The sequence below is a fragment of the Corynebacterium cystitidis genome (assembly GCF_900187295.1).
In the GTDB taxonomy this organism is placed as follows: Bacteria; Actinomycetota; Actinomycetes; order Mycobacteriales; family Mycobacteriaceae; genus Corynebacterium; species Corynebacterium cystitidis.
On record NZ_LT906473.1, the window covers coordinates 240,689 to 259,230 of the forward strand.

The 18,542-nt window shown below is 57.1% G+C and carries 19 protein-coding genes; 12 read left to right on the forward strand and 7 right to left on the reverse strand.

What is annotated here, in order from left to right; all coding sequences use genetic code 11:
• The first annotated feature begins 423 nt into the window (after positions 1–423).
• The 3 genes from CKV99_RS01130 (at position 424) to CKV99_RS01140 (ending at position 3,909) form a co-directional block, all read left to right on the forward strand.
• On the forward strand, positions 424–1,266 hold the full coding sequence (locus CKV99_RS01130) for a DUF3558 family protein (RefSeq protein ID WP_143063514.1): 843 nt from the start codon (positions 424–426) through the stop codon (positions 1,264–1,266).
• Between the two features lie 175 nt (positions 1,267–1,441).
• The gene (locus CKV99_RS01135) at positions 1,442–2,050 is read left to right on the forward strand and encodes a DUF3558 family protein (protein WP_157728327.1); all 609 of its coding nucleotides are present in this window, start codon (positions 1,442–1,444) and stop codon (positions 2,048–2,050) included.
• Between the two features lie 179 nt (positions 2,051–2,229).
• The gene (locus CKV99_RS01140; RefSeq protein ID WP_157728329.1) at positions 2,230–3,909 is read left to right on the forward strand and encodes a hypothetical protein; all 1,680 of its coding nucleotides are present in this window, start codon (positions 2,230–2,232) and stop codon (positions 3,907–3,909) included.
• An 84-nt stretch (positions 3,910–3,993) separates the two neighbouring features.
• Here the strand turns inward: CKV99_RS01140 and CKV99_RS01145 are convergent, their stop codons facing one another.
• Both CKV99_RS01145 and CKV99_RS14445 read right to left on the reverse strand, forming a co-directional pair.
• On the reverse strand, positions 3,994–5,001 hold the full coding sequence (locus CKV99_RS01145) for an acyl-CoA thioesterase (RefSeq protein WP_092260609.1): 1,008 nt from the start codon (positions 4,999–5,001) through the stop codon (positions 3,994–3,996).
• Positions 4,973–5,122 carry a hypothetical protein gene (locus tag CKV99_RS14445; RefSeq protein WP_169872589.1) on the reverse strand — a complete coding sequence of 50 codons (150 nt, stop codon included), beginning with the start codon at positions 5,120–5,122 and terminating at the stop codon, positions 4,973–4,975. The genes CKV99_RS01145 and CKV99_RS14445 overlap by 29 nt, the downstream gene beginning before the upstream one ends.
• Between CKV99_RS14445 and CKV99_RS01150 the strand changes: the two genes are divergently transcribed.
• Genes CKV99_RS01150 through purM form a run of 3 tightly spaced genes read left to right on the forward strand, consistent with a single transcriptional unit; the run spans position 5,121 to position 8,153 of the window.
• Complete coding sequence (locus CKV99_RS01150; RefSeq protein WP_092260611.1) at positions 5,121–5,519, forward strand: sterol carrier family protein; 399 nt, start codon at positions 5,121–5,123, stop codon at positions 5,517–5,519. The two genes, CKV99_RS14445 and CKV99_RS01150, sit on opposite strands and share 2 nt — an antisense overlap.
• Positions 5,520–5,534: 15 nt before the next feature.
• Positions 5,535–7,076: an amidophosphoribosyltransferase gene (gene purF, locus CKV99_RS01155; protein WP_092260613.1), complete on the forward strand. Its 1,542-nt coding sequence runs from the start codon at positions 5,535–5,537 to the stop codon at positions 7,074–7,076.
• Positions 7,077–8,153, forward strand: a complete 1,077-nt coding sequence (purM, locus tag CKV99_RS01160) for a phosphoribosylformylglycinamidine cyclo-ligase (RefSeq protein WP_092260615.1) — start codon at positions 7,077–7,079, stop codon at positions 8,151–8,153.
• Positions 8,154–8,283: 130 nt separating this feature from the next.
• On the opposite strand, the gene CKV99_RS01165 is transcribed toward purM, so the two are convergent.
• Positions 8,284–8,493 (reverse strand): DUF3073 domain-containing protein, encoded by a 210-nt coding sequence (locus CKV99_RS01165; RefSeq protein ID WP_092260617.1) that lies wholly within the window; start codon positions 8,491–8,493, stop codon positions 8,284–8,286.
• 147 nt (positions 8,494–8,640) lie between these two features.
• Positions 8,641–9,741, reverse strand: coding sequence for a CAF17-like 4Fe-4S cluster assembly/insertion protein YgfZ (ygfZ, locus tag CKV99_RS01170; RefSeq protein ID WP_092260619.1), 1,101 nt, complete (start codon positions 9,739–9,741; stop codon positions 8,641–8,643).
• Positions 9,742–9,783: 42 nt separating this feature from the next.
• Between ygfZ and CKV99_RS01175 the strand changes: the two genes are divergently transcribed.
• Entirely contained in the window at positions 9,784–10,725 is a 942-nt protein-coding gene (locus CKV99_RS01175; RefSeq protein WP_092260621.1) for an aminodeoxychorismate lyase, read from the forward strand.
• Here CKV99_RS01175 and CKV99_RS01180 read toward each other — a convergent pair.
• Positions 10,722–11,381: an FABP family protein gene (locus CKV99_RS01180; protein ID WP_092260622.1), complete on the reverse strand. Its 660-nt coding sequence runs from the start codon at positions 11,379–11,381 to the stop codon at positions 10,722–10,724. The genes CKV99_RS01175 and CKV99_RS01180 overlap by 4 nt on opposite strands.
• Positions 11,371–12,186, reverse strand: a complete 816-nt coding sequence (locus tag CKV99_RS01185; RefSeq protein ID WP_092260624.1) for an LmeA family phospholipid-binding protein — start codon at positions 12,184–12,186, stop codon at positions 11,371–11,373. The genes CKV99_RS01180 and CKV99_RS01185 overlap by 11 nt, the downstream gene beginning before the upstream one ends.
• A gap of 28 nt (positions 12,187–12,214) precedes the next feature.
• Between CKV99_RS01185 and mshD the strand changes: the two genes are divergently transcribed.
• The 5 genes from mshD (at position 12,215) to pstB (ending at position 17,618) form a co-directional block, all read left to right on the forward strand.
• On the forward strand, positions 12,215–13,102 hold the full coding sequence (gene mshD, locus CKV99_RS01190) for a mycothiol synthase (RefSeq protein ID WP_092260626.1): 888 nt from the start codon (positions 12,215–12,217) through the stop codon (positions 13,100–13,102).
• A gap of 302 nt (positions 13,103–13,404) precedes the next feature.
• Positions 13,405–14,583: a phosphate ABC transporter substrate-binding protein PstS gene (gene pstS, locus CKV99_RS01195; RefSeq protein ID WP_169872590.1), complete on the forward strand. Its 1,179-nt coding sequence runs from the start codon at positions 13,405–13,407 to the stop codon at positions 14,581–14,583.
• 190 nt (positions 14,584–14,773) lie between these two features.
• Positions 14,774–15,871 carry a phosphate ABC transporter permease subunit PstC gene (gene pstC, locus CKV99_RS01200; RefSeq protein WP_092260628.1) on the forward strand — a complete coding sequence of 366 codons (1,098 nt, stop codon included), beginning with the start codon at positions 14,774–14,776 and terminating at the stop codon, positions 15,869–15,871.
• Positions 15,872–15,890: 19 nt separating this feature from the next.
• Positions 15,891–16,811: a phosphate ABC transporter permease PstA gene (pstA, locus tag CKV99_RS01205; protein WP_092260630.1), complete on the forward strand. Its 921-nt coding sequence runs from the start codon at positions 15,891–15,893 to the stop codon at positions 16,809–16,811.
• A 33-nt stretch (positions 16,812–16,844) separates the two neighbouring features.
• Positions 16,845–17,618, forward strand: a complete 774-nt coding sequence (gene pstB / locus CKV99_RS01210) for a phosphate ABC transporter ATP-binding protein PstB (protein ID WP_092260632.1) — start codon at positions 16,845–16,847, stop codon at positions 17,616–17,618.
• Positions 17,619–17,716: 98 nt separating this feature from the next.
• On the opposite strand, the gene phoU is transcribed toward pstB, so the two are convergent.
• Positions 17,717–18,460 (reverse strand): phosphate signaling complex protein PhoU, encoded by a 744-nt coding sequence (gene phoU, locus CKV99_RS01215; RefSeq protein ID WP_092260634.1) that lies wholly within the window; start codon positions 18,458–18,460, stop codon positions 17,717–17,719.
• Positions 18,461–18,542 lie beyond the last annotated feature (82 nt).

Genomic DNA, 18,542 nt, shown 5'->3' on the forward strand with positions numbered 1-18,542 from the left:
ACACGCACGACACGAAGACCCTAACCGCAACACACCACACGGACAGACCCCAAAACCACCCAAGGTTGTTGGGGACCTAGCCAACCCCACACCACCAACACCACACCCTAACCCCCAATGAAAAATCCGGGCTAGTAGGATCCAACCTAGCGGTACCAGCCTTAAAGTACCAGGTAGAGCGTTTCTGTGCCTAGGGAGCTGTTTCCAGCATGGTCGAGCCAAGATTCCTGGATCCGCGTCAGCAAATTATCTATGCTGCCGTGCCCCAAGCTTCCCGGAGATGAACACGGACTGTTGGCGGGCAGTGGAACCGGGTACGGCGGACTAAGTCGACTGGGTTAGTTTTTGCTGTTAGTTTTTGCTGTTAGTTTTCCGCACGCCTGTATCGACAACCTACTCCTTAATTTCGCCATTGCCCATCGCGTGGCTAAAAATAGGCTGCCCGCTAAACTGGTCGGCCTGCCGAATCGTCGTGAGCCTCAAGGCGTTCAACCAACATGGTCGCCTGCGATTGTTGCAGCGATCAAGTGCTGCGTGGTGGTGGCGGGTGTGGCAGGATGGTGGGCGTTGGTGTTTCAACTCGGGGGAGGACCTATTGCAACGTATGATTATTGTGACCGCGATAGCAGCTGTAAGTGCTGGTGTGCTGGTGTGCTGGTGGCGGGGTGTTCTTCTGTCATGGGTGAGCCTGATAGGTCCACTGTGGCCGGGCAGGAGGCGACGACAGAACTCGGTGCTGGAACAGAAGCCGGTGCTGCTGGGGCCGTGGGTGAAGCATCATCGCCGGTGGCAGCGAAAGCTGATGCGTTCCATTTTGATTCGGGCAGCATAAGGATCGGACCGTTTGATCCTGATGAGTTGTATCCGGATGTGTTTGATCCGTGTCAGGAGATCTCGACGGAAGAGATCGAGGAACGAGGCTTCATCACAAACGGAATCACCATGTCGCGTGGGGCTGGCTCGCTTCTCGGTTGTACTTTTCTGCCAGATGTACAAGACCCAACAATAGTCTTCACAGTGTATGGAAACCTTGCGAGTAAGAAAAAACACATTGATGGTGGGGTGTATTCCCATGAGGTGGAATCCGACGTCTTGGACGGTGTTTTTGAGTACGTCATGGAGACTGACGGTCCACGTATGTGCCGTATTGGGATCGAAACTGAACGCGGAACCATCGGAGTCATCGCTAACGGCGAGTATGACGGAATACCAAAGGAACAAGCGTGTTCTAGTGCTTTGCAGTTACTGGAGTCTTTCGCACAATAATCACACATCAACAGAATCAGACAGAGCTGGTGGGGCTAATTCTTGTGTTGTTGGTTCAAGTGCTGCGTGGTGGTGGCGGGTGTGGCAGGATGGTGGGCGTTGGTGTTTCAACTCGGGGGAGGACCTATTGCAACGTAGAGGTTTATTTGTTGTAGCTAGTGTTGTTTGTGCTGGTGTGTTGTCAGCATGTTCTGGTGTGTTGGGTGGGCCGGGTACGGTCACAGTGCCCGAGCAAGGAACGACAGAACACGGTGCTGGGACAGAAGCCGGTGCTGCTGGGGCCGTGGGTGAAGCATCATCGCCGGTGGCACCGAAAGCTGATGCGTTCTATTTTGATTCCGGCACGATTCAGATCGGCCCGTTTGATCCTGATGAGTTGTATCCGGATGTGTTTGATCCATGCCAGGAGATCTCGGTGGAAGAGATTGAGGAGCGAGGCTTCATCACAGACGGAATCACCATGTCGTTTGGGGCTGGAACACTTCTCGGCTGCACCTTTTTACCAGATGTACTGGATCCAAAGTTGGTCCTCACTGTCTATGGAAACCTTGCCACAAAACAAGAACATATTGATGGTGGGGTGTATTCCCATGAGGTGGAATCCGATGTCTTGGACGGTGTGTTCGAGTACGTCATGGAGGCGGACAACCCGCTTGTGTGTCGTATTGGGATTGAAACTGAACGCGGAACCATCGGAGTCATCGCTGGCGGCGAGTATGACGGAACACCAAAGGAACAAGCGTGTGCAAGTGCACTGCAGTTACTTGAATCATTCACACAATAATCACATAAATCACATTTAACGAGGGGGATATGATGCTGAACTTTGATCCAGTGGAGGTCTTGGCCGCCGCACAGAAACTCGAGACATCCGGGCAATTTCCAGTTGGTACCACAGACAGCGAGGAAAGTTTTCTAACCATAAGCTATTCTTCGGTGTCGGGGTTGTCAGAGGTGGGTCAAATGCATTCCACCTTTTTGTCGACCAACAAGCAAGAGTCAATGACGGCGTTTACTGATCGGTTTGTTAATGCTGCAACGACGTTACGCCGCAATGTTGCTGATGTGGTCAATGGGGATGAGGCGTTTGCTGCCGCGCTGGAGGCGTATCAGCATAGTGTTTCTGTAGGTGCTCAGCTTGGTATGCGGGGGTTGACCAGTTCGCCACTTGCTGATATCCCTGTTGGCAGTATCACCAACACGGATACCCAACCGTTGGTGGTGGTCCCCCCTGTGGTTGTTCGCCCACCGTCACTTGTGGTTTTGGCGGGGCAGTTCGCGAGTACGAATCACGGTGTTCCATCCTCGATGGCTGGTGACTGGACGAGTCTGGCATCAAAAGTCCGTTCTGCTGCCGATAGTCTTGATGAAGTACTGGGCGATCTGGAGAGCTCGGCTGAGACTGAAGCGATCCAGTTGGCGATGGCTACGATCCGCACGATCCAGTCGACGGGGTATACGTTTGCATCAAATGCGGATAGCTTGGCCACTAATACCACGAGTTTGGCAACAGCAGGCCAGGCTCAGGCGCAGCAGGCGGCCCAGGTTGCTTATGTCTATGGGCTGGCGAATGCGACAAGTCCTGTGTTGGCGCGCACGATTGAGCAGTCGTATCTCGAGTCGTTTCCGCCTGCGATGACGACTACTTTGGGCCCGGCGTTGCCCAGTGTTGGCCAGTTATTACCATCGATGGATGATCCCCATGGTGGTTCGGCAGGAGAAGTTACACCAAGTGGCCGACATCCTGGTGGGTCGCTGCCGGTGTGGGAGGATACTGCGTTGCCTGCGGTTGTTCAAGAGGCGATGGAGCATTATGGGATGGGGGAGGCGGCACGGATGCGTGATCCGCAGGAACTTGCTGCTGAGTTTCAGCGCAGCGGGGCTGACACGTTAGATGCGGTGATGGCCGGGCATGTGCCGACTTCTACGGCTGCAGCTTCGGCTGCTGCGCCTGTGTTGCCACCACCACTTCACCCGGGGGTGCCTTCTGGTGCACTTGCATCACCAACGCCACCTGCGACTACAGCTGCGACAACTCCTGCTGCCGGTCAGTTTGGGGCGCTGCCTCCTTCTGGGACTGCTATGGCGCACACCCGGCCTGGCACACGCCTGGGAACAACCGGCCCAGGTGCGGGTGTGGGTGCACCGGGTGCAGCAGGGGTAGTACGGCCGGGAAGCGGGCCAGGTTCTGGGGTTCGCCCCTTGAACACCGGTATCGGCGGTCGAACCGTCGTCGGCACCGATAGTGGTGGGCGCGCTGGTGGTGGAGTCGGTGGTTCTGGCGGTGGTTCGTCGGCTGTGCCACACGCTGGTGGAGGTAAACCACCGTCCGGCGCCGGTTCCGGTGCCGGAGGCCTTGGCAGGGGACCATTGACTAGTGGCGTGCCTACTGGGGGTGTGGCAGGTTCATCAGCACACGCTGCTCATGGTGGCACACCCGTTGGTGGGATGATGGGCGCAGGCCGTGGTGCAGCCGGCGCGGCAGGTGGTCGCCGTGGTAATCACGGGGCGGGGTCTGTGCGTGGGATTAAAACCAGTGCCGTAGAACGTGAAGGCAATTTAAAAGCCCTGCTTGGTGAAGGCCCCGAAGTCATCCCCGGTGTCATCGGCGCATGGGTACGAGAACCCCGCACCGACCGCTAACAACCAACCGCTAACAACCGTCTGCACGGACTCGGTTGTTAAAACCGAGCCTGCGCGTGTTGGCGGAACTACAACCGCAGCGAACTAGTCCACCAGTTGGCTTGCTTCCCGTGGCTGCACGATCGGGGTGGGTTGGTAGTTGGCGCGCAGTGCCTTTAACGTCTCCACGTGTTCAGCCAGCGCGAGGTCTTCGTCGGTACGCGGAATGAACTGGCGTGCCGCTAAAGGCTCACCGTCGATGTCAATGCCGATATAGGTAAAGGTTGCGTGGATTGCGGTTTCGAGCCTGTCCTGGCCGTCGCGCGGATTGCCGGACTCCACGTGGACGGTGACGTGCATGGAGCGGGCGTCGGTACGTGTTAAACGGGCATCTACCTGGATCAGGTCGCCGATGGAGATAGGTTTGTAGAAGCGGATGCCGCCGGCGTAGACGGCTACGGTGCGCTCCCCGGACCATTCCATGGTGCAGTTCATTCCGGCCTCATCGATCCACTCCATGGCGGTACCACCGTGTACATTGCCGCCCCAGTTGATGTCGGTGGGTTTGGCAAGGAAGCGGTGGACGATACGCGGTGCGTCGGACTTACCGTCATAGGTCTGCTTCAGCATTTCAGTTTCGATGTCTTTGCGCAGTTGGATGCGCGACTGCGCGGCGGCTTCCATGCGCTTTTCTTCCGCTGTTTCCGGCACGAAGGTGGGCACCGGGGTGGACTTGCCGGTTTCTGGATCCTTCGCAACAAAAATGACTAGGCAGTCGCAGGCGCGGGTAAAAATACCTTCGCGTGGGTCGGCGGAAAGCACTTCGTTGACGATGTGCATCGATGAGCGGCCCGTCATGGCAATCTTGGAGCGCACCTCTACCAGATGGCCGGAGGGGATAGGGCGGGTGAAGTGGATGTGCCCCACATATGCGGTGACACAGTAGGTCGAGGACCACTGCACGGCACACGCGTAGGCGGCCTTATCGATCCATTCCAGAACGCGGCCACCGGAGACGCCTTGTGCGCCGGCCACGATGATGTCTGTCGGTGATGCCATAAAACGCAGGGTGACGGATGGGGATTTAGTGGCGGGGACTGGAGTCGATGACATATTCGCTGGACCTTTCGTCAATCAATAATAATACCTGCGCGTTGCGTGAGGTGGATGCATCAACGCAGGTGAGGTACCGATAAGGGTAGCGGGAACCGCGCGAAATTAAGATGGTCTGCATGCCACCAAAAAATGATCCTGCCTTAACCCGTGCCGCCGTGATGGAAATCGCGTCATGGATCCGAGCGCCGGAAGATCACGAAAAGCCTGCTCGCAGCGCGCTCGCTGAGGCTGTCCGCCGCACCGCCCGCGCCCTGGCTGCGGAACTGCCCGGCCATACCGTCGAAGTGCGTATACCCCCGTTTGTAGCTGTTCAATGTGTTGAAGGGCCAAAGCATACGCGTGGAACGCCGCCCAACGTTGTGGAAACAGACCCGATCACGTGGCTGCGTCTTGCTACCGGCATCAGCACGCTTGACGACGAGATCACCGCGGGCAATGTCGATGCTTCGGGGTTGCGCGCCACTGAGATTGTAGCTGGGCTTCCCGTAACGGGCTTAATAGATGAGACGAAATAGGATACTCTATAGGACGTGTTCACCACTGACGTCAACGATAGTGACGGACGCCCCTTTGATACCCCGGAGGACGAACCGCGTGAAGAATGCGGAGTGTTCGGAGTCTGGGCCCCAGGGGAAGAAGTTGCAAAGCTTACGTACTTTGGGCTCTTTGCCCTCCAGCACCGCGGACAAGAAGGTGCAGGAATTGCGGCAGGTGATGCCCAGCGAATCGTCGTATTCAAAGATATGGGGCTTGTCTCCCAAGTCTTTGATGAACCTACCCTGGAGGCGCTCCAGGGTGATGTTGCTATCGGGCATACACGCTACTCCACCGCGGGATCAACGAGCTGGGAAAATGTGCAGCCAATCTTTCGGGCCACCTCAGCTAATACTGACTTAGCGCTCGGCCACAACGGTAACCTTGTCAACTACCAGGAGTTGCGCGACGAAGCTATTGCACGTCGTCTGATCCGCGAGGAGACCATTGACGGGCAGGGCTCGTCGTCGGATAGCGCCGTGATGGCGGCTTTTCTTGCCGACGCAATCAATGATGAAACCACGCCTCTGGAAGCCGCACGCGAGTTGTTGCCGCGTCTTGAGGGGGCGTTCTGCCTTGTGTTTACTGACGGTGAGAAGGTCTATGCGGCGCGCGATCGCCACGGTGTTCGACCACTATCGCTCGGCCAACTCGACGGCGGCTGGGTTGTTGCCAGTGAAACCGCCGCACTGGACATCGTGGGCGCGAGATTTGTGCGCGATATTGAACCTGGCGAGCTGATAGCTATTGATGGCAACGGCGTGCATTCCGAGAAGTTTGCTAAGCCCAAGCTCGCTGGCTGTGTCTTTGAGTATGTGTATCTCGCGCGTCCGGATTCCGTGATTAACGGTGAAACCATCAACACCACCCGCATCGAGATTGGTAAGCGCCTAGCCCGGGCGGATCCTGTGGACGCCGATCTGGTTATGCCTGTTCCCGAGTCAGGGGTTCCAGCAGCCATCGGGTACGCCTCTGCTTGCGATATTCCTTATGGTCGTGGGTTGATGAAAAATGCGTATGTGGGGCGTACTTTCATTCAACCTTCGCAAACCCTGCGGAAGTTAGGTATTCGCCTCAAGCTGAATCCGGTGCGCGCCATGATTGATGGGAAGCGATTGGTCGTCGTGGATGACTCGATCGTACGTGGCAATACCCAAATCGCGTTGATCCGCATGTTGCGTGAAGCGGGAGCCGCCGAAGTCCACGTGCGCATTGCTTCACCACCAGTGAAGTGGCCATGCTTCTACGGCATCGACTTCGCAGATCCGGACGAGCTGATTGCTAACCAGGACGGCCTCGAGGGTTTCGCCGCAGCGCGCACCGCATCGCGCACTGAAGCAGACACAGTGGACTATATCTGTGAAACGATCGGCGCAGATTCGCTGGCCTTTGTCAGCGAAGAAGACATGATTGCGGTAACACAACAACCAGGACGCGAACTATGCACGGCGTGCTTCAGCGGCCACTATCCGTTGGGCTTACCTGCCGGTAACGCCCAAGCAGACATCGTGCGCGAACTCCAAGAAGGGACCAGATAAATGACCGACCAGAACACAACCGATTCCGGTGCGTCCTACGCCGCAGCAGGTGTGTCCATCGAGGAAGGCGACCGTGCCGTTGAACTGCTGGCACAGCACGCGAAGCGGGCCACCCGGCCCGAGGTGCGTGGCGGAATCGGCGGCTTCGCTGGACTTTTCGAACTGGGCAAGTACCGCAACCCGCTGCTGGCTGCTGGCTCCGACGGAGTAGGCACCAAGCTGGTTGTGGCCCAAGCAATGGATAAGCACGACACCATCGGTATTGATTTGGTCGCGATGTGCGTGGATGATCTTGTGGTTTGTGGTGCCGAACCCCTGTTCTTGCAGGACTATATCGCCACCGGCAAGGTGGTGCCCGAAAAGATCGCCGCTATTGTCGGCGGCATCGCTGAAGGTTGCGTGCAAGCAGGCGCGGCACTTCTGGGCGGTGAGACGGCTGAGCACCCAGGCGTGATGGATGAAAACGACTACGACGTTTCCGCCACCGCGGTAGGTGTTGTTGAAGCTGATGACCTACTTGGTCCCGACAAAGTGCGCGTGGGCGATGCCATCATCGCCATGGGCTCGTCAGGCCTCCACTCCAACGGCTACTCCCTGGCCCGCCACGTCCTCTTCGACAAAGCGGGTCTGACAGTGGACTCCTTTATGGATGAGCTGGGCCGCAACCTAGGTGAAGAACTATTGGTTCCCACCCGCATCTATGCGCAGGATTGCCTGGCGCTGATGTCTGAGTGTGACGTGCGCACGTTCTGTCACGTCACCGGCGGTGGATTGGTGGGCAACATGGAACGTATTATTCCGGAGGGCATGGTTGCAGAAATGTACAGGACTACCTGGACTCCGCAGCAAATCTTCCGCACCATTGCGTCGCTGGGCAAGGTCAGCCGTGAAGAGATGGAAAAGACCTTCAATATGGGCGTAGGCATGGTGGCGATCGTGTCCGCAAAGGATAAGGAACGCACCTTGGCCATGCTTACCGCGCGCCACGTTGAGTGCTGGGAGTTGGGTGAGGTCCGCTCTGCGCAGGAGGGTGAGACTGCCCGCGCAACTCTTGAGGGCAACAATCCTAAGTATTAATTGAAGGAATGACTTAGGTGTTAACTGCCGTGGGGGGTAGGAAAGCAGCGGGGTAGGAAAGCAGTAGCCCCCGCCCCCAGGAATCACGGGGGCGGGGCAGGGTGCACACATTCAAAGTAGTGCAGATTGCTTAGTGGCGGTCGTCGTCCTCTTCAGGCTCCCAGTCCGCGTATTCCGCGTACTGTTCGTCGACCTCGTACTCATCGTCGTCATCCCAGCTGCGAGTTGGCGCTTGGCCTGCTAGCTCCCGCTGGAGGGACTCCAAATCCATCTCGGGCGTGTTGTACTTTAATTGGCGTGCAACCTTGGTCTGCTTTGCTTTGGCGCGTCCGCGGCCCATGGCGTGACCCCCTTGAGGTGTGTTTAGGGCGACCCAGGGTATTCGGGTGGCCCCATCAGCTTTTCGATTCAGTATGTATTCCTGTCCCATACAATAGCGTGAATTCCGAAAAAATTCCTCCCCCGCGCCCAAGCAGGGTAATTAGGGTTAGTTTTGGCCACGTAATTTTGCGATAGCTTCCCTTCCCGGCTTCGTTGTTTCTTCTTCAGGAATGTAGTCGCGGTCCACAGTGGCGCTGACGGTGGATTCGCCCTCGATGATCAGCTCGTCGGCTTGTACAGCGTTGCGTTTCAGCAGGGCAAGGGCAATCGGGCCATAATCGCAGTCGTGCACCACGGTTCCCAGCCGGCCCGACTTCCTGCCATTCGCCAGAATGTGCGAACCGGGAACTGGGTCTTCGGGCACCGAGCCATCAAGCTGTAGCAGCACGAGCAGGCGAGGAGAGCGCCCAAGATTCTCCACGCGTCCCACAGTTTCCTGCCCGCGGTAGCACCCCTTTTCGAGGTGGACCGCGCGCACGCGACCAGGTCGGTTAATTAGCCGCGGAGCTTCATGAGGGATGGATTTTTCGTCGAGATCCGCGCGCATTTCGGGCTCACCAGCACGGACCCGTTCAGCAGTAAATGCCATTAAGCCCGCCAGCACTACACCGCGTGCTTCGAGCTTTTCGACGACCGCCTCCAGCTGATCTCGCGGCACAGCCACGTCGTGGCGTGGGACACCATCCCAATCCACGTGGCGCTCAAAAACTGTCGGCAGATCGGACAACGCGTCGTCGTCAAGCGTGCTTAAATCACCGAGCAGGGTGAGAATCCCGAGGTTAGCTTCTGTGATCTCGACCTTGGACCAGAAGATCATCTTCTGCAGGAAATCGACGAATGTAGGGTAGCAGTATGACGGCGTGTCCAGGTAAAACGCGTCATCGGTGCGGGTGACATATCCCTGGTGGAGGATGCGGCCTTGGATGTCGAGGTCCAGGCAGGCGGCGGAGAATCCGGCGCTGGCGTCGTCAAGCTTCTGGGTGAGCAAATTGTTCAAAAATTCTGCGGCGTCTTCGCCTGTAACTTTGATGACGCGACGGTGGGAACGGTCGACGACGACCGGGCCGGTGTCAATTCTGCGTTGTTCGGCCAGTGGCTCGCCGTAGTGCCAAGCAACCCCGGCGGCATCAATGAGAGAGTCATCGACATGCTTTCGTGCCGATGGGCGGGCGAGTAACGGGGACGAATAAGTATCAAGATTTGTCACACTTCGATCGTAGCCTGAACAAACCGGGCATAATAGAGGGCCATGAGCCCAGTGAGTGTGTCCCCGCAGCCCGTCATCTATATTGTTGAGCCGTTTGGGGGCTCAGTGCGTAGGCAAAACCCTAACCTGCCACACGTGTTCTGGGACGATGCGGCTGTCACTCGAGGCGATGGTGTGTTTGAATCTATTCTGGTGCGCAACTCGCAGGTGGTGAATCTCCGGGCGCATAGTGCGCGTTTTGCTCGCTCGGCGCAACTTCTGGATCTGCCGGAGGTCAACGAAGACAGCTGGGTGCGCGCAACGCGAGAAGCAGTCGCCGATTTCGCTCGGGAGCGCAGCGGCGGGCCATTCGAGGCTACATGCACCTGGACGTTTACGCGGGGGCGCGAATCAACGGGGGTGCCATCGGCGTGGATCACGTTGCGGGAATTACCAGCCAGCGTGATTGCCCAACGCGACATGGGTGTGAAAGTGATGACAGCTCCGCGCGGATACACCATCACACCTGACCTTCCTGATTCAGAAGTTTCTGCGCCTTGGCTTGCGGTGGGGGCGAAGACCCTGAACTATGTGGCGAATATGGCGGCCATGCGGTGGGCCCGGGCACAGGGCTATGACGATGTGATTTATATCGAACCTGCGGAGAAATTAGGCGATGCCCGGGTGCTTGAGGGTGCGACGTCCACGGTGCTGGTGTTTAAAAAAGGCGGGAAGATCCGCACTCCACACCATGGTAGGAACGTGCTTGCGGGCACGACTCAACAAGCCATTTTCGAGACTGCTCAGGCCGACGGGTGGCGCTGTAAAACCTCCGCTCTCACCGTCGATGAGCTGCGCAAAGCTGAATCGGTCTGGTTGGTGAGCTCGACCCGGGTGGCCACGCGGGTAACCAAGCTTAACGACGAAAAAATGCCCGCTCCTGCCAATGAAGCCGAGATCCGGGCATTGTTTGAGAAAGCGATCAACGCGAGCCTAGAAGGCTAGCCGACAATACGGGTGAGCTGTGCCGACATGTAGGGTACAAGCTGGCCGTCTTTCATGCGTTCGTCAACCCAGCCCAAAGAGTTGTCAGGCATCAGGCCATAGAGGCGCTTACCAGGTCCGTGGGTGTCAGGGCCTGTAGCGGTGACGATCGTCGATGCGCTTTCGAGCTGCCAGGCACGGTCATTGACGGGTTCGCCGTACATGATTTCTACGAGGCCGCGGGAACTATTTAGGGTGACCTCGATCTCGTCTTTCAGGCTGATGCGCCAGAACCCGGTCTCGCGTTGATCTGCCCCTGTGGAATTACCGTCCGAATCGACGCGCCACATCTGGGACTCGAAGCGTAGGTAGTTCTCCCCATCATGGAAAATGACGAGGCGCTGGCCGAAAGCATACTCCTCGCCGTCATTGTTGGCCTGGCCGAAGCCCTGCCACACCCCAACTAGTGGAAGAAGTGCCAGGAGACCGTCATGCAGGCTTGGGCCTTGGCGTAGGTTGGCGGTGTCGTCGGCAAGCGGGATTTCGTCCAGGTCAAGTGGTGGGATATTGCGATGCGCTGTGCTTTTCGCCTGCTGCTCCGCGAGGTTAATCGCCTCGTTTCCGTCCAATGGCTGGGAAGCTGATTGTTCGGGTGTTTCGTTATCACTATTGCTCATGGGAACCAGGGTAGTCAGTGAACTCTGAATCACCTGTTTCCACCGGCGTTAAGTCACTGGGGCGCAGAGTGATATTGCGCCGCTCTGCCTCGAAGATAATGGATCCGCCGGACAATTGGACCAGGTTTGCTTGTGCAGCCAACGGCAGTTCGCGGGTATCAAACTCGAGGCTATAGCCGGCCTGGACAATGCCCGGTTCTTCGCCGGAGGTAATAATCTCAATGGGATCCATCCGAAACATTGGCCCGTCGAGCCTTAAGGACACAATGACAGACGTTTTCTCGCTCATGCCGGGTAAAGTTCCTGTCAACTGGGCCTCGCTGGCGACGCCACCGCCGGGGGAAATATCGTAGGGGTTCGCGATGTCTAAGTCGGTCATCCCCAGAAACTGGCCGAGGGCGACTCCGTCGAGGCTGACTCGGCGTTTCATTAATTCCGCGACATGCCCGACCACGTCACCTGAGTAGGCTGCGCTCGCAGGTAGTTCCACGTTATATATATCTGTCGAAGCATTCACGATACCGAGATCTTCGATATCCACGTCGAGGGCGTTGACGCTGAGGTGCGGGATATTTTCAGTGACAAGCACCTGGGCGAAGGGGACTCCGCCGACGTATACCGCAGGGGTCGTCGCTAAGCGCGAGTTTTCTTTGACCGTTTGCGAGAGTCGATGTTCGACGTGCGCCGCAGTCAGGCTATCGACGAGGCCAAAGGATGCGACAAGAATCACGATCGTGGCCAGAACTGCCAGCGGCCGTGAAAACCTGGTCAAGGAGAACCTGGCCAAGAATGAATCGGTATTCACATCTCTATTTCTACCGTAACCTGTGAGCATGACGAACTTTCAGATCACTTCAGTCCAGCTTCCGGCAGTACCCACCCAGCAAGCGTGGGTGAAATCGCTAATTGCCAAGGCGGAGGCCCACGATGGTGTCGCACCTTTTTCCGAAGTTTTCCTTCAGGGGCTTAACGACGATCGACTGCGCCATCGGCACCTGCTTATTGCTGACAGTGCTGTTGCTGCACTTGCGCCTGACGGTGGGGTAGAGCTGGTTGTTGACCCGCAGTGGCGCCGAGAAGGGCGAGGTTCTGCGCTGATTAATGAAGTCCTCGCCGAGGAATCAGCTGCACAATTCTGGGCCCATGGCAATCTTCCGGCAGCGCGCGCTCTCGCGGAATCCCGTTCCATGAAGGTCACTCGGAGGCTGCTGGTGATGGGGGTGGAGGGCAGCCCGCTGTTAGAGGCCTCGCAAGTTGATCTCCCACACGGTTTTGCGGCGTTGAACTACACCCAGGCGGTGGAAAGGTTTGGCCGCGAAACCGTGGAGCAGGCCTGGCTGGAGGCCAACAATGATGCCTTCTCGTGGCACCCGGAGCAAGGCGGCTGGACTTTGAGCCAGCTCCACCAGGGCATGGAGGCAGACTGGTTTGATCCGGCTGGTGTGCTATTGCTGTACCACGGCGAGCAACTGGCAGGTTTCCACTGGACAAAGGTGCACCCACAAGGGGATGGGGAGGTTTACGTGGTTGGTCTTGCATCCGCATTCCGTGGGCAGGGCTTGGGTGATCCGCTGTTGCGTATTGGGCTCAGGTACCTTGTGGAGCAAGGGGTCCGGCGGGTCATCCTCTACGTAGAGGCGGATAACCAGCCGGCAGTGGCTCGGTATGAAGACTTAGGGTTTTCCACCGTGGAGGACCATGTGGTCTATCAGGAAGCGTAGCGCTGTTAAGCAAGTGGTGGATGGGGCGCATAGCAGTTGTTTTACCCCCGTAAATCACCCCCACTTTCTAACGGGATGCTGAGAATCTGTAAAACTGCTGTCCGCGAATCCGGTGCCAACTACCTTATCTTTGTGGAGGAACGAGTCATTTTCGCAGGGGCTGAATGAAAATTAACCAGTTGTTCACCTTTTAAGACATGTTCGGTTAACATGCGCCCCGTAGGTTTTCACGATGTGAGCATTCGGACGGGTGTGTCCATCATTTCTTCGATGGATTTGCCCTCCTCCCTTGCCGGGGACCAATGCTCGGTCTTCCATCTGAATCTGCACCGGAAAGGTTTCCCGTGATCCGTAACATTAAGCGCACTTTCGCAATCGCAGGCGTTATTGCCGCAACCTCCGCAGGCCTCGTTGCTTGTGGTGACTCCAGCTCCGGAGGTGACACCTCCTCCGCAGAGGGCACCGCTGAGCAGCCATCCGAGGTCAACACTGAAGGCCTGTCCGGCACTGCTGGCGAGCTGGTTGGTGAGGGTGCTTCCTCCCAGGCTAACGCTATGGACTACTTCGGTCAGCGTTACTCCGAGGCTGTTGACGGCGCATCCCTGGCGTATACCGCTTCGGGCTCCGGCTCTGGCCGTCGTAACTTCATCGCTGGCCAGACCGCTTTCGCTGGTTCTGATTCCCCGCTCTCCGATGATCAGATTGAGCCTGCCAAGGAGCGTTGTGAGGGTAACGATGCCTGGCACTTGCCGATGGTTATCGGCCCAGTTGCTATCGCCTACAACCTTGAGGGTGTTGATGACCTGAACCTTTCCGTCGACTCCATCGCCAAGATCTTCAAGGGCGAGATCACCAAGTGGAACGACGAGCAGATCGCTGCTGAGAACGAGGGTGTTGAGCTGCCTGACACCAAAATCTCTGTCGTCTACCGCACCGATGAGTCTGGTACTTCTGACAACTTCCAGAAGTTCCTGTCTGCCGCAACCGATGGTTACTGGGACACCGAGGGCCAGCAGTTCCCACGCGCTGTGGGGGAGGGTGCTGAGGGGTCGGGTGGCGTGTCCACCCAGACTTCCGGCATCGACGGTGGCATCACCTACGTTGAGTCTGGCTACGCTGAGCAGCAGGGTCTGGGTATCGCGAAGATCGACTTCGGTGCAGGCCCCGTTGAGCTGAACGCCGAGAGCGTCACCAAGGCTCTGGACGGCTTGGAGTTCGCTGGTGCCGGTGGTGAGCACGACATGGTTGTTGACGCAGAGGCCCTGTTCTCCCAGGACGGCGAGGGTTCTTACCCACTGATTCTGACCACCTACGAGATCGTCTGCTCCGCAGGGTACGACGAAGAGACGAAGAACCAGGTCAAGGACTTCCTGAACGTTGTTCTGCAGTCCCAGGATTCCGTTCTGGAGCAGCTGGGCTTCATCCCGGTTACTGGTTCCCATGCAGACCGTCTACAGGCCGCTGTCGACGCGATTGCTTAAGCATCAAGTAGTGTAAAGCTGTCATGGCGCGGCGCTCGGTGGAGTGCCATGCACAGGCTTCCCCCCGATTCTAGTTTCATGCCGGGGGGTTTCACTTTGTACATGGGGCCCAGCCTGAAGGCTTGGGAACCGCCTTGAATGGGATTGATCCCTTTCTCGAACACCTTATTCTTCGAAGGATTCACAGATTATGGCTAACAATAATGAGCCTCTGAATGAAGGGCGTGAGGACGAAGTCCGCGCCGGCCGAGTGGCCACTGAATCCGATCCAACTGTGATGAACTCAACCGGCACATTGAACGCGGGCGTAACGCCCTCCGGTGATGATGCCGACGGTATTCAGGCCTCAGGCGCGGGAGTTAAGCGCCCCGGCGACCGTATTTTCGAGTTTCTTTCTGTTGCATCGGCTTCCCTGATCACGGTGATCATTGCCGCCATTGGCATCTTCCTGCTACTGCAAGCAATCGAGCCACTGTCCCGTAACGAGGGTGGCCTGATCGGCTTCTTCACGTACTCGGGCCCTTGGCAGACTAATGACTTGGAGAACATGCAGTTCGGTATCCCGAACATGTTCCTGTCTACGGTCACCATTTCTCTCATTGCGTTGATCATTGCAATGCCTGTTGCCTTGGGCGTGGCGTTGTTCCTGTCAAACTACGCACCTGCGAATCTGGTCCGTCCTCTCGCAACCTTGGTGGACATGCTCGCAGCGGTCCCCTCTATCGTGTACGGCCTGTGGGGCTGGCAGGTGTTAGGCCCTGCTTTGTCCGGGTTCTATGAGTGGATTTACAGCTGGGCCGGAAATTTCTTCCTTTTCGCAACTTATGCCAACACGCCCTCCTTTGCCACTGGCCGTAACATGCTCACCGGTGGCGTCGTCCTAGCAGTGATGATTTTGCCCGTTATCGCAGCAACTGCACGCGAAGTCTTCGTGCAGACTCCGAAGGGACATATTGAAGCGGCACTGGCCCTGGGCGCTACCCGGTGGGAAGTTGTCCGGATGACTGTGATTCCATTTGGTCTGTCCGGCTACATTTCCGGTTCCATGCTGGGCTTGGGTCGTGCACTGGGTGAAACCATGGCGCTGTACATGGTGGTGTCCCCTTCGACCGCGTTCCGTGGTTCCTTGTTCGATGGCGGTACCACATTCGCAACAGCTATTGCATCCGCGGCAGCAGAGTTCAGTAACCCAGTCAGTGCGGGCGCCTATATTGCAGCCGGCCTTGTTCTGTTCTTGCTGACATTCATCGTCAACTCGATCGCTCGTACGCTCGTGGCTAAGAGCTAAGGGGAAAGAAGATAATACTATGAGTACCGTAACCCCTACTGACAAGCAGATCTCCGGGGCGTCTGGCCCGACTTTTACTGAGATCTCATCTGGCCGTAAGACTATGAACACCTTCATGACCTTCATCATGTGGGCATGTATGATCGTAGCTTTGATCCCACTGGCGTGGGTGCTGTGGACTGTGTTGTCAAACGGCATCGGTGCCGTCACCGATATCGACTGGTGGACCAAGGACCAAACGGGCACCATCCGTATCCTGCCCGGTGGCGGTGCGCTGCACGCGATTGTCGGTACGCTCGTGCAAACCTTCATCGCATCGATCGTGTCCATTCCATTGGGTATCTTCACCGCGATCTACCTCGTCGAGTACGCGCAGGGTGGCTGGCTGGGACGTCTGACCACCTTCATGGTGGACATTCTCTCGGGCGTTCCTTCCATCGTCGCTGCACTATTCATCTACACGCTGTGGATCACCGTTCTCGGTCAGCAGCGTTCCGGTTTCGCAGTGGCACTGTCGCTGATCCTGCTGATGCTTCCGATCGTCGTGCGCAATACCGAAGAAATGCTGCGTGTTGTTCCCATGGATCTGCGCGAGGCGTCGTACGCCTTGGGTGTTCCGAAGTGGAAGACCATCGTGCGCATCGTGTTGCCAACCGCATTGTCCGGCATCGTCACCGGTGTCATGCTGGCTGTTGCCCGCGTGATGGGTGAATCCGCACCAGTGCTGGTCTTGGTGGGCTCTACTTCAACTCTGTCCTGGAACCCATTCGGTGGCCCGCAGTCCTCGCTTCCGCTGATGATGCTGGAGATGTACAAGGCTGGTACGACCGATGTGTTGATGGACAAGCTGTGGGGCGCTGCTCTCACGCTTGTGATCTTGGTGGTGTCGATCAACCTGGTCGCCCGCTTGATCGCAGCCAAGTTCTCGGTTAAGAAGTAAACGCCGAAGTAAATCAAACTTTAGGAGAATAAGATGTCTAAGCTTGTACTTAATGACGTCGACATTTACTACGGCGACTTCCACGCCGTACAGAACGTCAACCTACGGATCCCAGCCCAGGCTGTGACCGCCTTCATCGGCCCATCCGGCTGTGGCAAATCCACCGTGCTGCGCACCCTTAACCGCATGCACGAGGTTATCCCGGGCGCTCACGTCAAGGGTGAAATCTTACTCGACGGGAAGAACATCTACGACAAAGATGTTGACCCGGTGTCGGTGCGTAACACCATCGGCATGGTGTTCCAGAAGGCAAACCCATTCCCAACCATGTCCATCGAGGACAACGTGGTAGCTGGCCTGAAGCTGTCTGGCGAGAAGGACAAGCAGAAGCTTAAGGAAGTGGCGGAGAGGTCTCTGCGTGGCGCTAACCTGTGGGATGAGGTCAAGGACCGTCTAGACAAGCCAGGTGGTGGCCTTTCTGGTGGTCAGCAGCAGCGTCTCTGCATCGCTCGCGCGATTGCTGTCCAGCCAGAGGTGCTGTTGATGGACGAGCCATGCTCCGCTCTTGACCCGATCTCAACTCTTGCAGTGGAGGATCTCATCCACGAGCTGAAAGAAGAGTTCACCATCGTTATCGTGACCCACAACATGCAGCAGGCTGCGCGTGTGTCCGATAAGACTGCTTTCTACTCCCTCGAAGCAACTGGCAAGCCTGGTCAGCTCATCGAATTCGATGACACCAAGACCATCTTTGAAAACCCAAGTCGTAAGGAAACCGAAGATTATATCGCTGGCCGCTTCGGCTAAGCACTAGTTTGTCCCCGGCAAGAAGTAGCCCGGCGCATCCGCTGAATTCAGCAGGAGGTGCCGGGCTGTTTTTGTTTTTGAACGGGCTGATGGATCAGCTACTTGGTGCGGTAACCGCGACGGAATTGGCGTTCGAGGGCTTCGAAGCGCTCGCTGAGTTCTTGGTCAGCGCGGTCAGACTCCATTTGCTGTTTGTACTCTGTGGGCATCAGGCCGGTGATCAGGTACACGATTCGTGCGGCTACGTTGACGCAGTGGTCAGCGTAGCGTTCATAGAAACGAGTCAGCAGTGCTAAATCAACTGCTTCGCGGGTGCTGTGCTCCCACTGTCGTTGGGTCAGGAGGTTGAGAAGGAAGTCATTTAGGTCGTCGACGGCATCATCGTCTTGGCTTAAGACCAACGCCACGTCCGCATCTGGGTCTACCAGCAGGTCGTGTGTTTTCTCGCCCATTTCTCGTACGAGGCGTACCATTTCTTCGACGTAGCCTACAATTGGTGCAGGTAATACGGGGTCAGGGTGGCGGCGGCGGGCCGTTTTCGCGATGTGCATGGCTAGGGCCGCCATGCGAGAGAAGTCCTCCACGATATAGATTGAGGAGACTACTTGGCGCAGGTCGGATGCAACGGGGTTTTCTAGCGCTAGGAGTTCTACTGCGCGTTCCTCGCAGCGGATTCGAATCTCTTCCAACGGGTCGGCGATGGACAAGGCGTCCTCGGCCTTCTCCAGTGATGTGTTGAGAAGCGCCTCCGACGCCTTATCCATGATTGCTCGCACGGTGTCGCACATAACCAGCAGGTCATGGGCGAAAGCGTCGAGGTGTTCACGGTAGACAGTACGCATGGGCCATATCTTATGGTATCTTCCGTAAAATTGCGCGTTGAGTGAAATTACATGTTTGTTACAGCAAGGTGGCCACGGAGTA

Excerpts from the sequence above, each read along its gene's own strand:
- CKV99_RS01140 (WP_157728329.1), top strand. The coding sequence starts at position 2,230 with ATGCATTCCACCTTTTTGTCGACCAACAAGCAAGAGTCAATGACGGCG.
- CKV99_RS01145 (WP_092260609.1), bottom strand. The coding sequence starts at position 5,001 with ATGTCATCGACTCCAGTCCCCGCCACTAAATCCCCATCCGTCACCCTG.
- CKV99_RS01150 (WP_092260611.1), top strand. The coding sequence starts at position 5,121 with ATGCCACCAAAAAATGATCCTGCCTTAACCCGTGCCGCCGTGATGGAA.
- CKV99_RS14445 (WP_169872589.1), bottom strand. The coding sequence starts at position 5,122 with ATGCAGACCATCTTAATTTCGCGCGGTTCCCGCTACCCTTATCGGTAC.
- purM (WP_092260615.1), top strand. The coding sequence starts at position 7,077 with ATGACCGACCAGAACACAACCGATTCCGGTGCGTCCTACGCCGCAGCA.
- CKV99_RS01165 (WP_092260617.1), bottom strand. The coding sequence starts at position 8,493 with ATGGGCCGCGGACGCGCCAAAGCAAAGCAGACCAAGGTTGCACGCCAA.
- CKV99_RS01175 (WP_092260621.1), top strand. The coding sequence starts at position 9,784 with ATGAGCCCAGTGAGTGTGTCCCCGCAGCCCGTCATCTATATTGTTGAG.
- CKV99_RS01180 (WP_092260622.1), bottom strand. The coding sequence starts at position 11,381 with ATGAGCAATAGTGATAACGAAACACCCGAACAATCAGCTTCCCAGCCA.
- mshD (WP_092260626.1), top strand. The coding sequence starts at position 12,215 with ATGACGAACTTTCAGATCACTTCAGTCCAGCTTCCGGCAGTACCCACC.
- pstS (WP_169872590.1), top strand. The coding sequence starts at position 13,405 with ATGCTCGGTCTTCCATCTGAATCTGCACCGGAAAGGTTTCCCGTGATC.
- pstC (WP_092260628.1), top strand. The coding sequence starts at position 14,774 with ATGGCTAACAATAATGAGCCTCTGAATGAAGGGCGTGAGGACGAAGTC.
- pstA (WP_092260630.1), top strand. The coding sequence starts at position 15,891 with ATGAGTACCGTAACCCCTACTGACAAGCAGATCTCCGGGGCGTCTGGC.
- pstB (WP_092260632.1), top strand. The coding sequence starts at position 16,845 with ATGTCTAAGCTTGTACTTAATGACGTCGACATTTACTACGGCGACTTC.
- phoU (WP_092260634.1), bottom strand. The coding sequence starts at position 18,460 with ATGCGTACTGTCTACCGTGAACACCTCGACGCTTTCGCCCATGACCTG.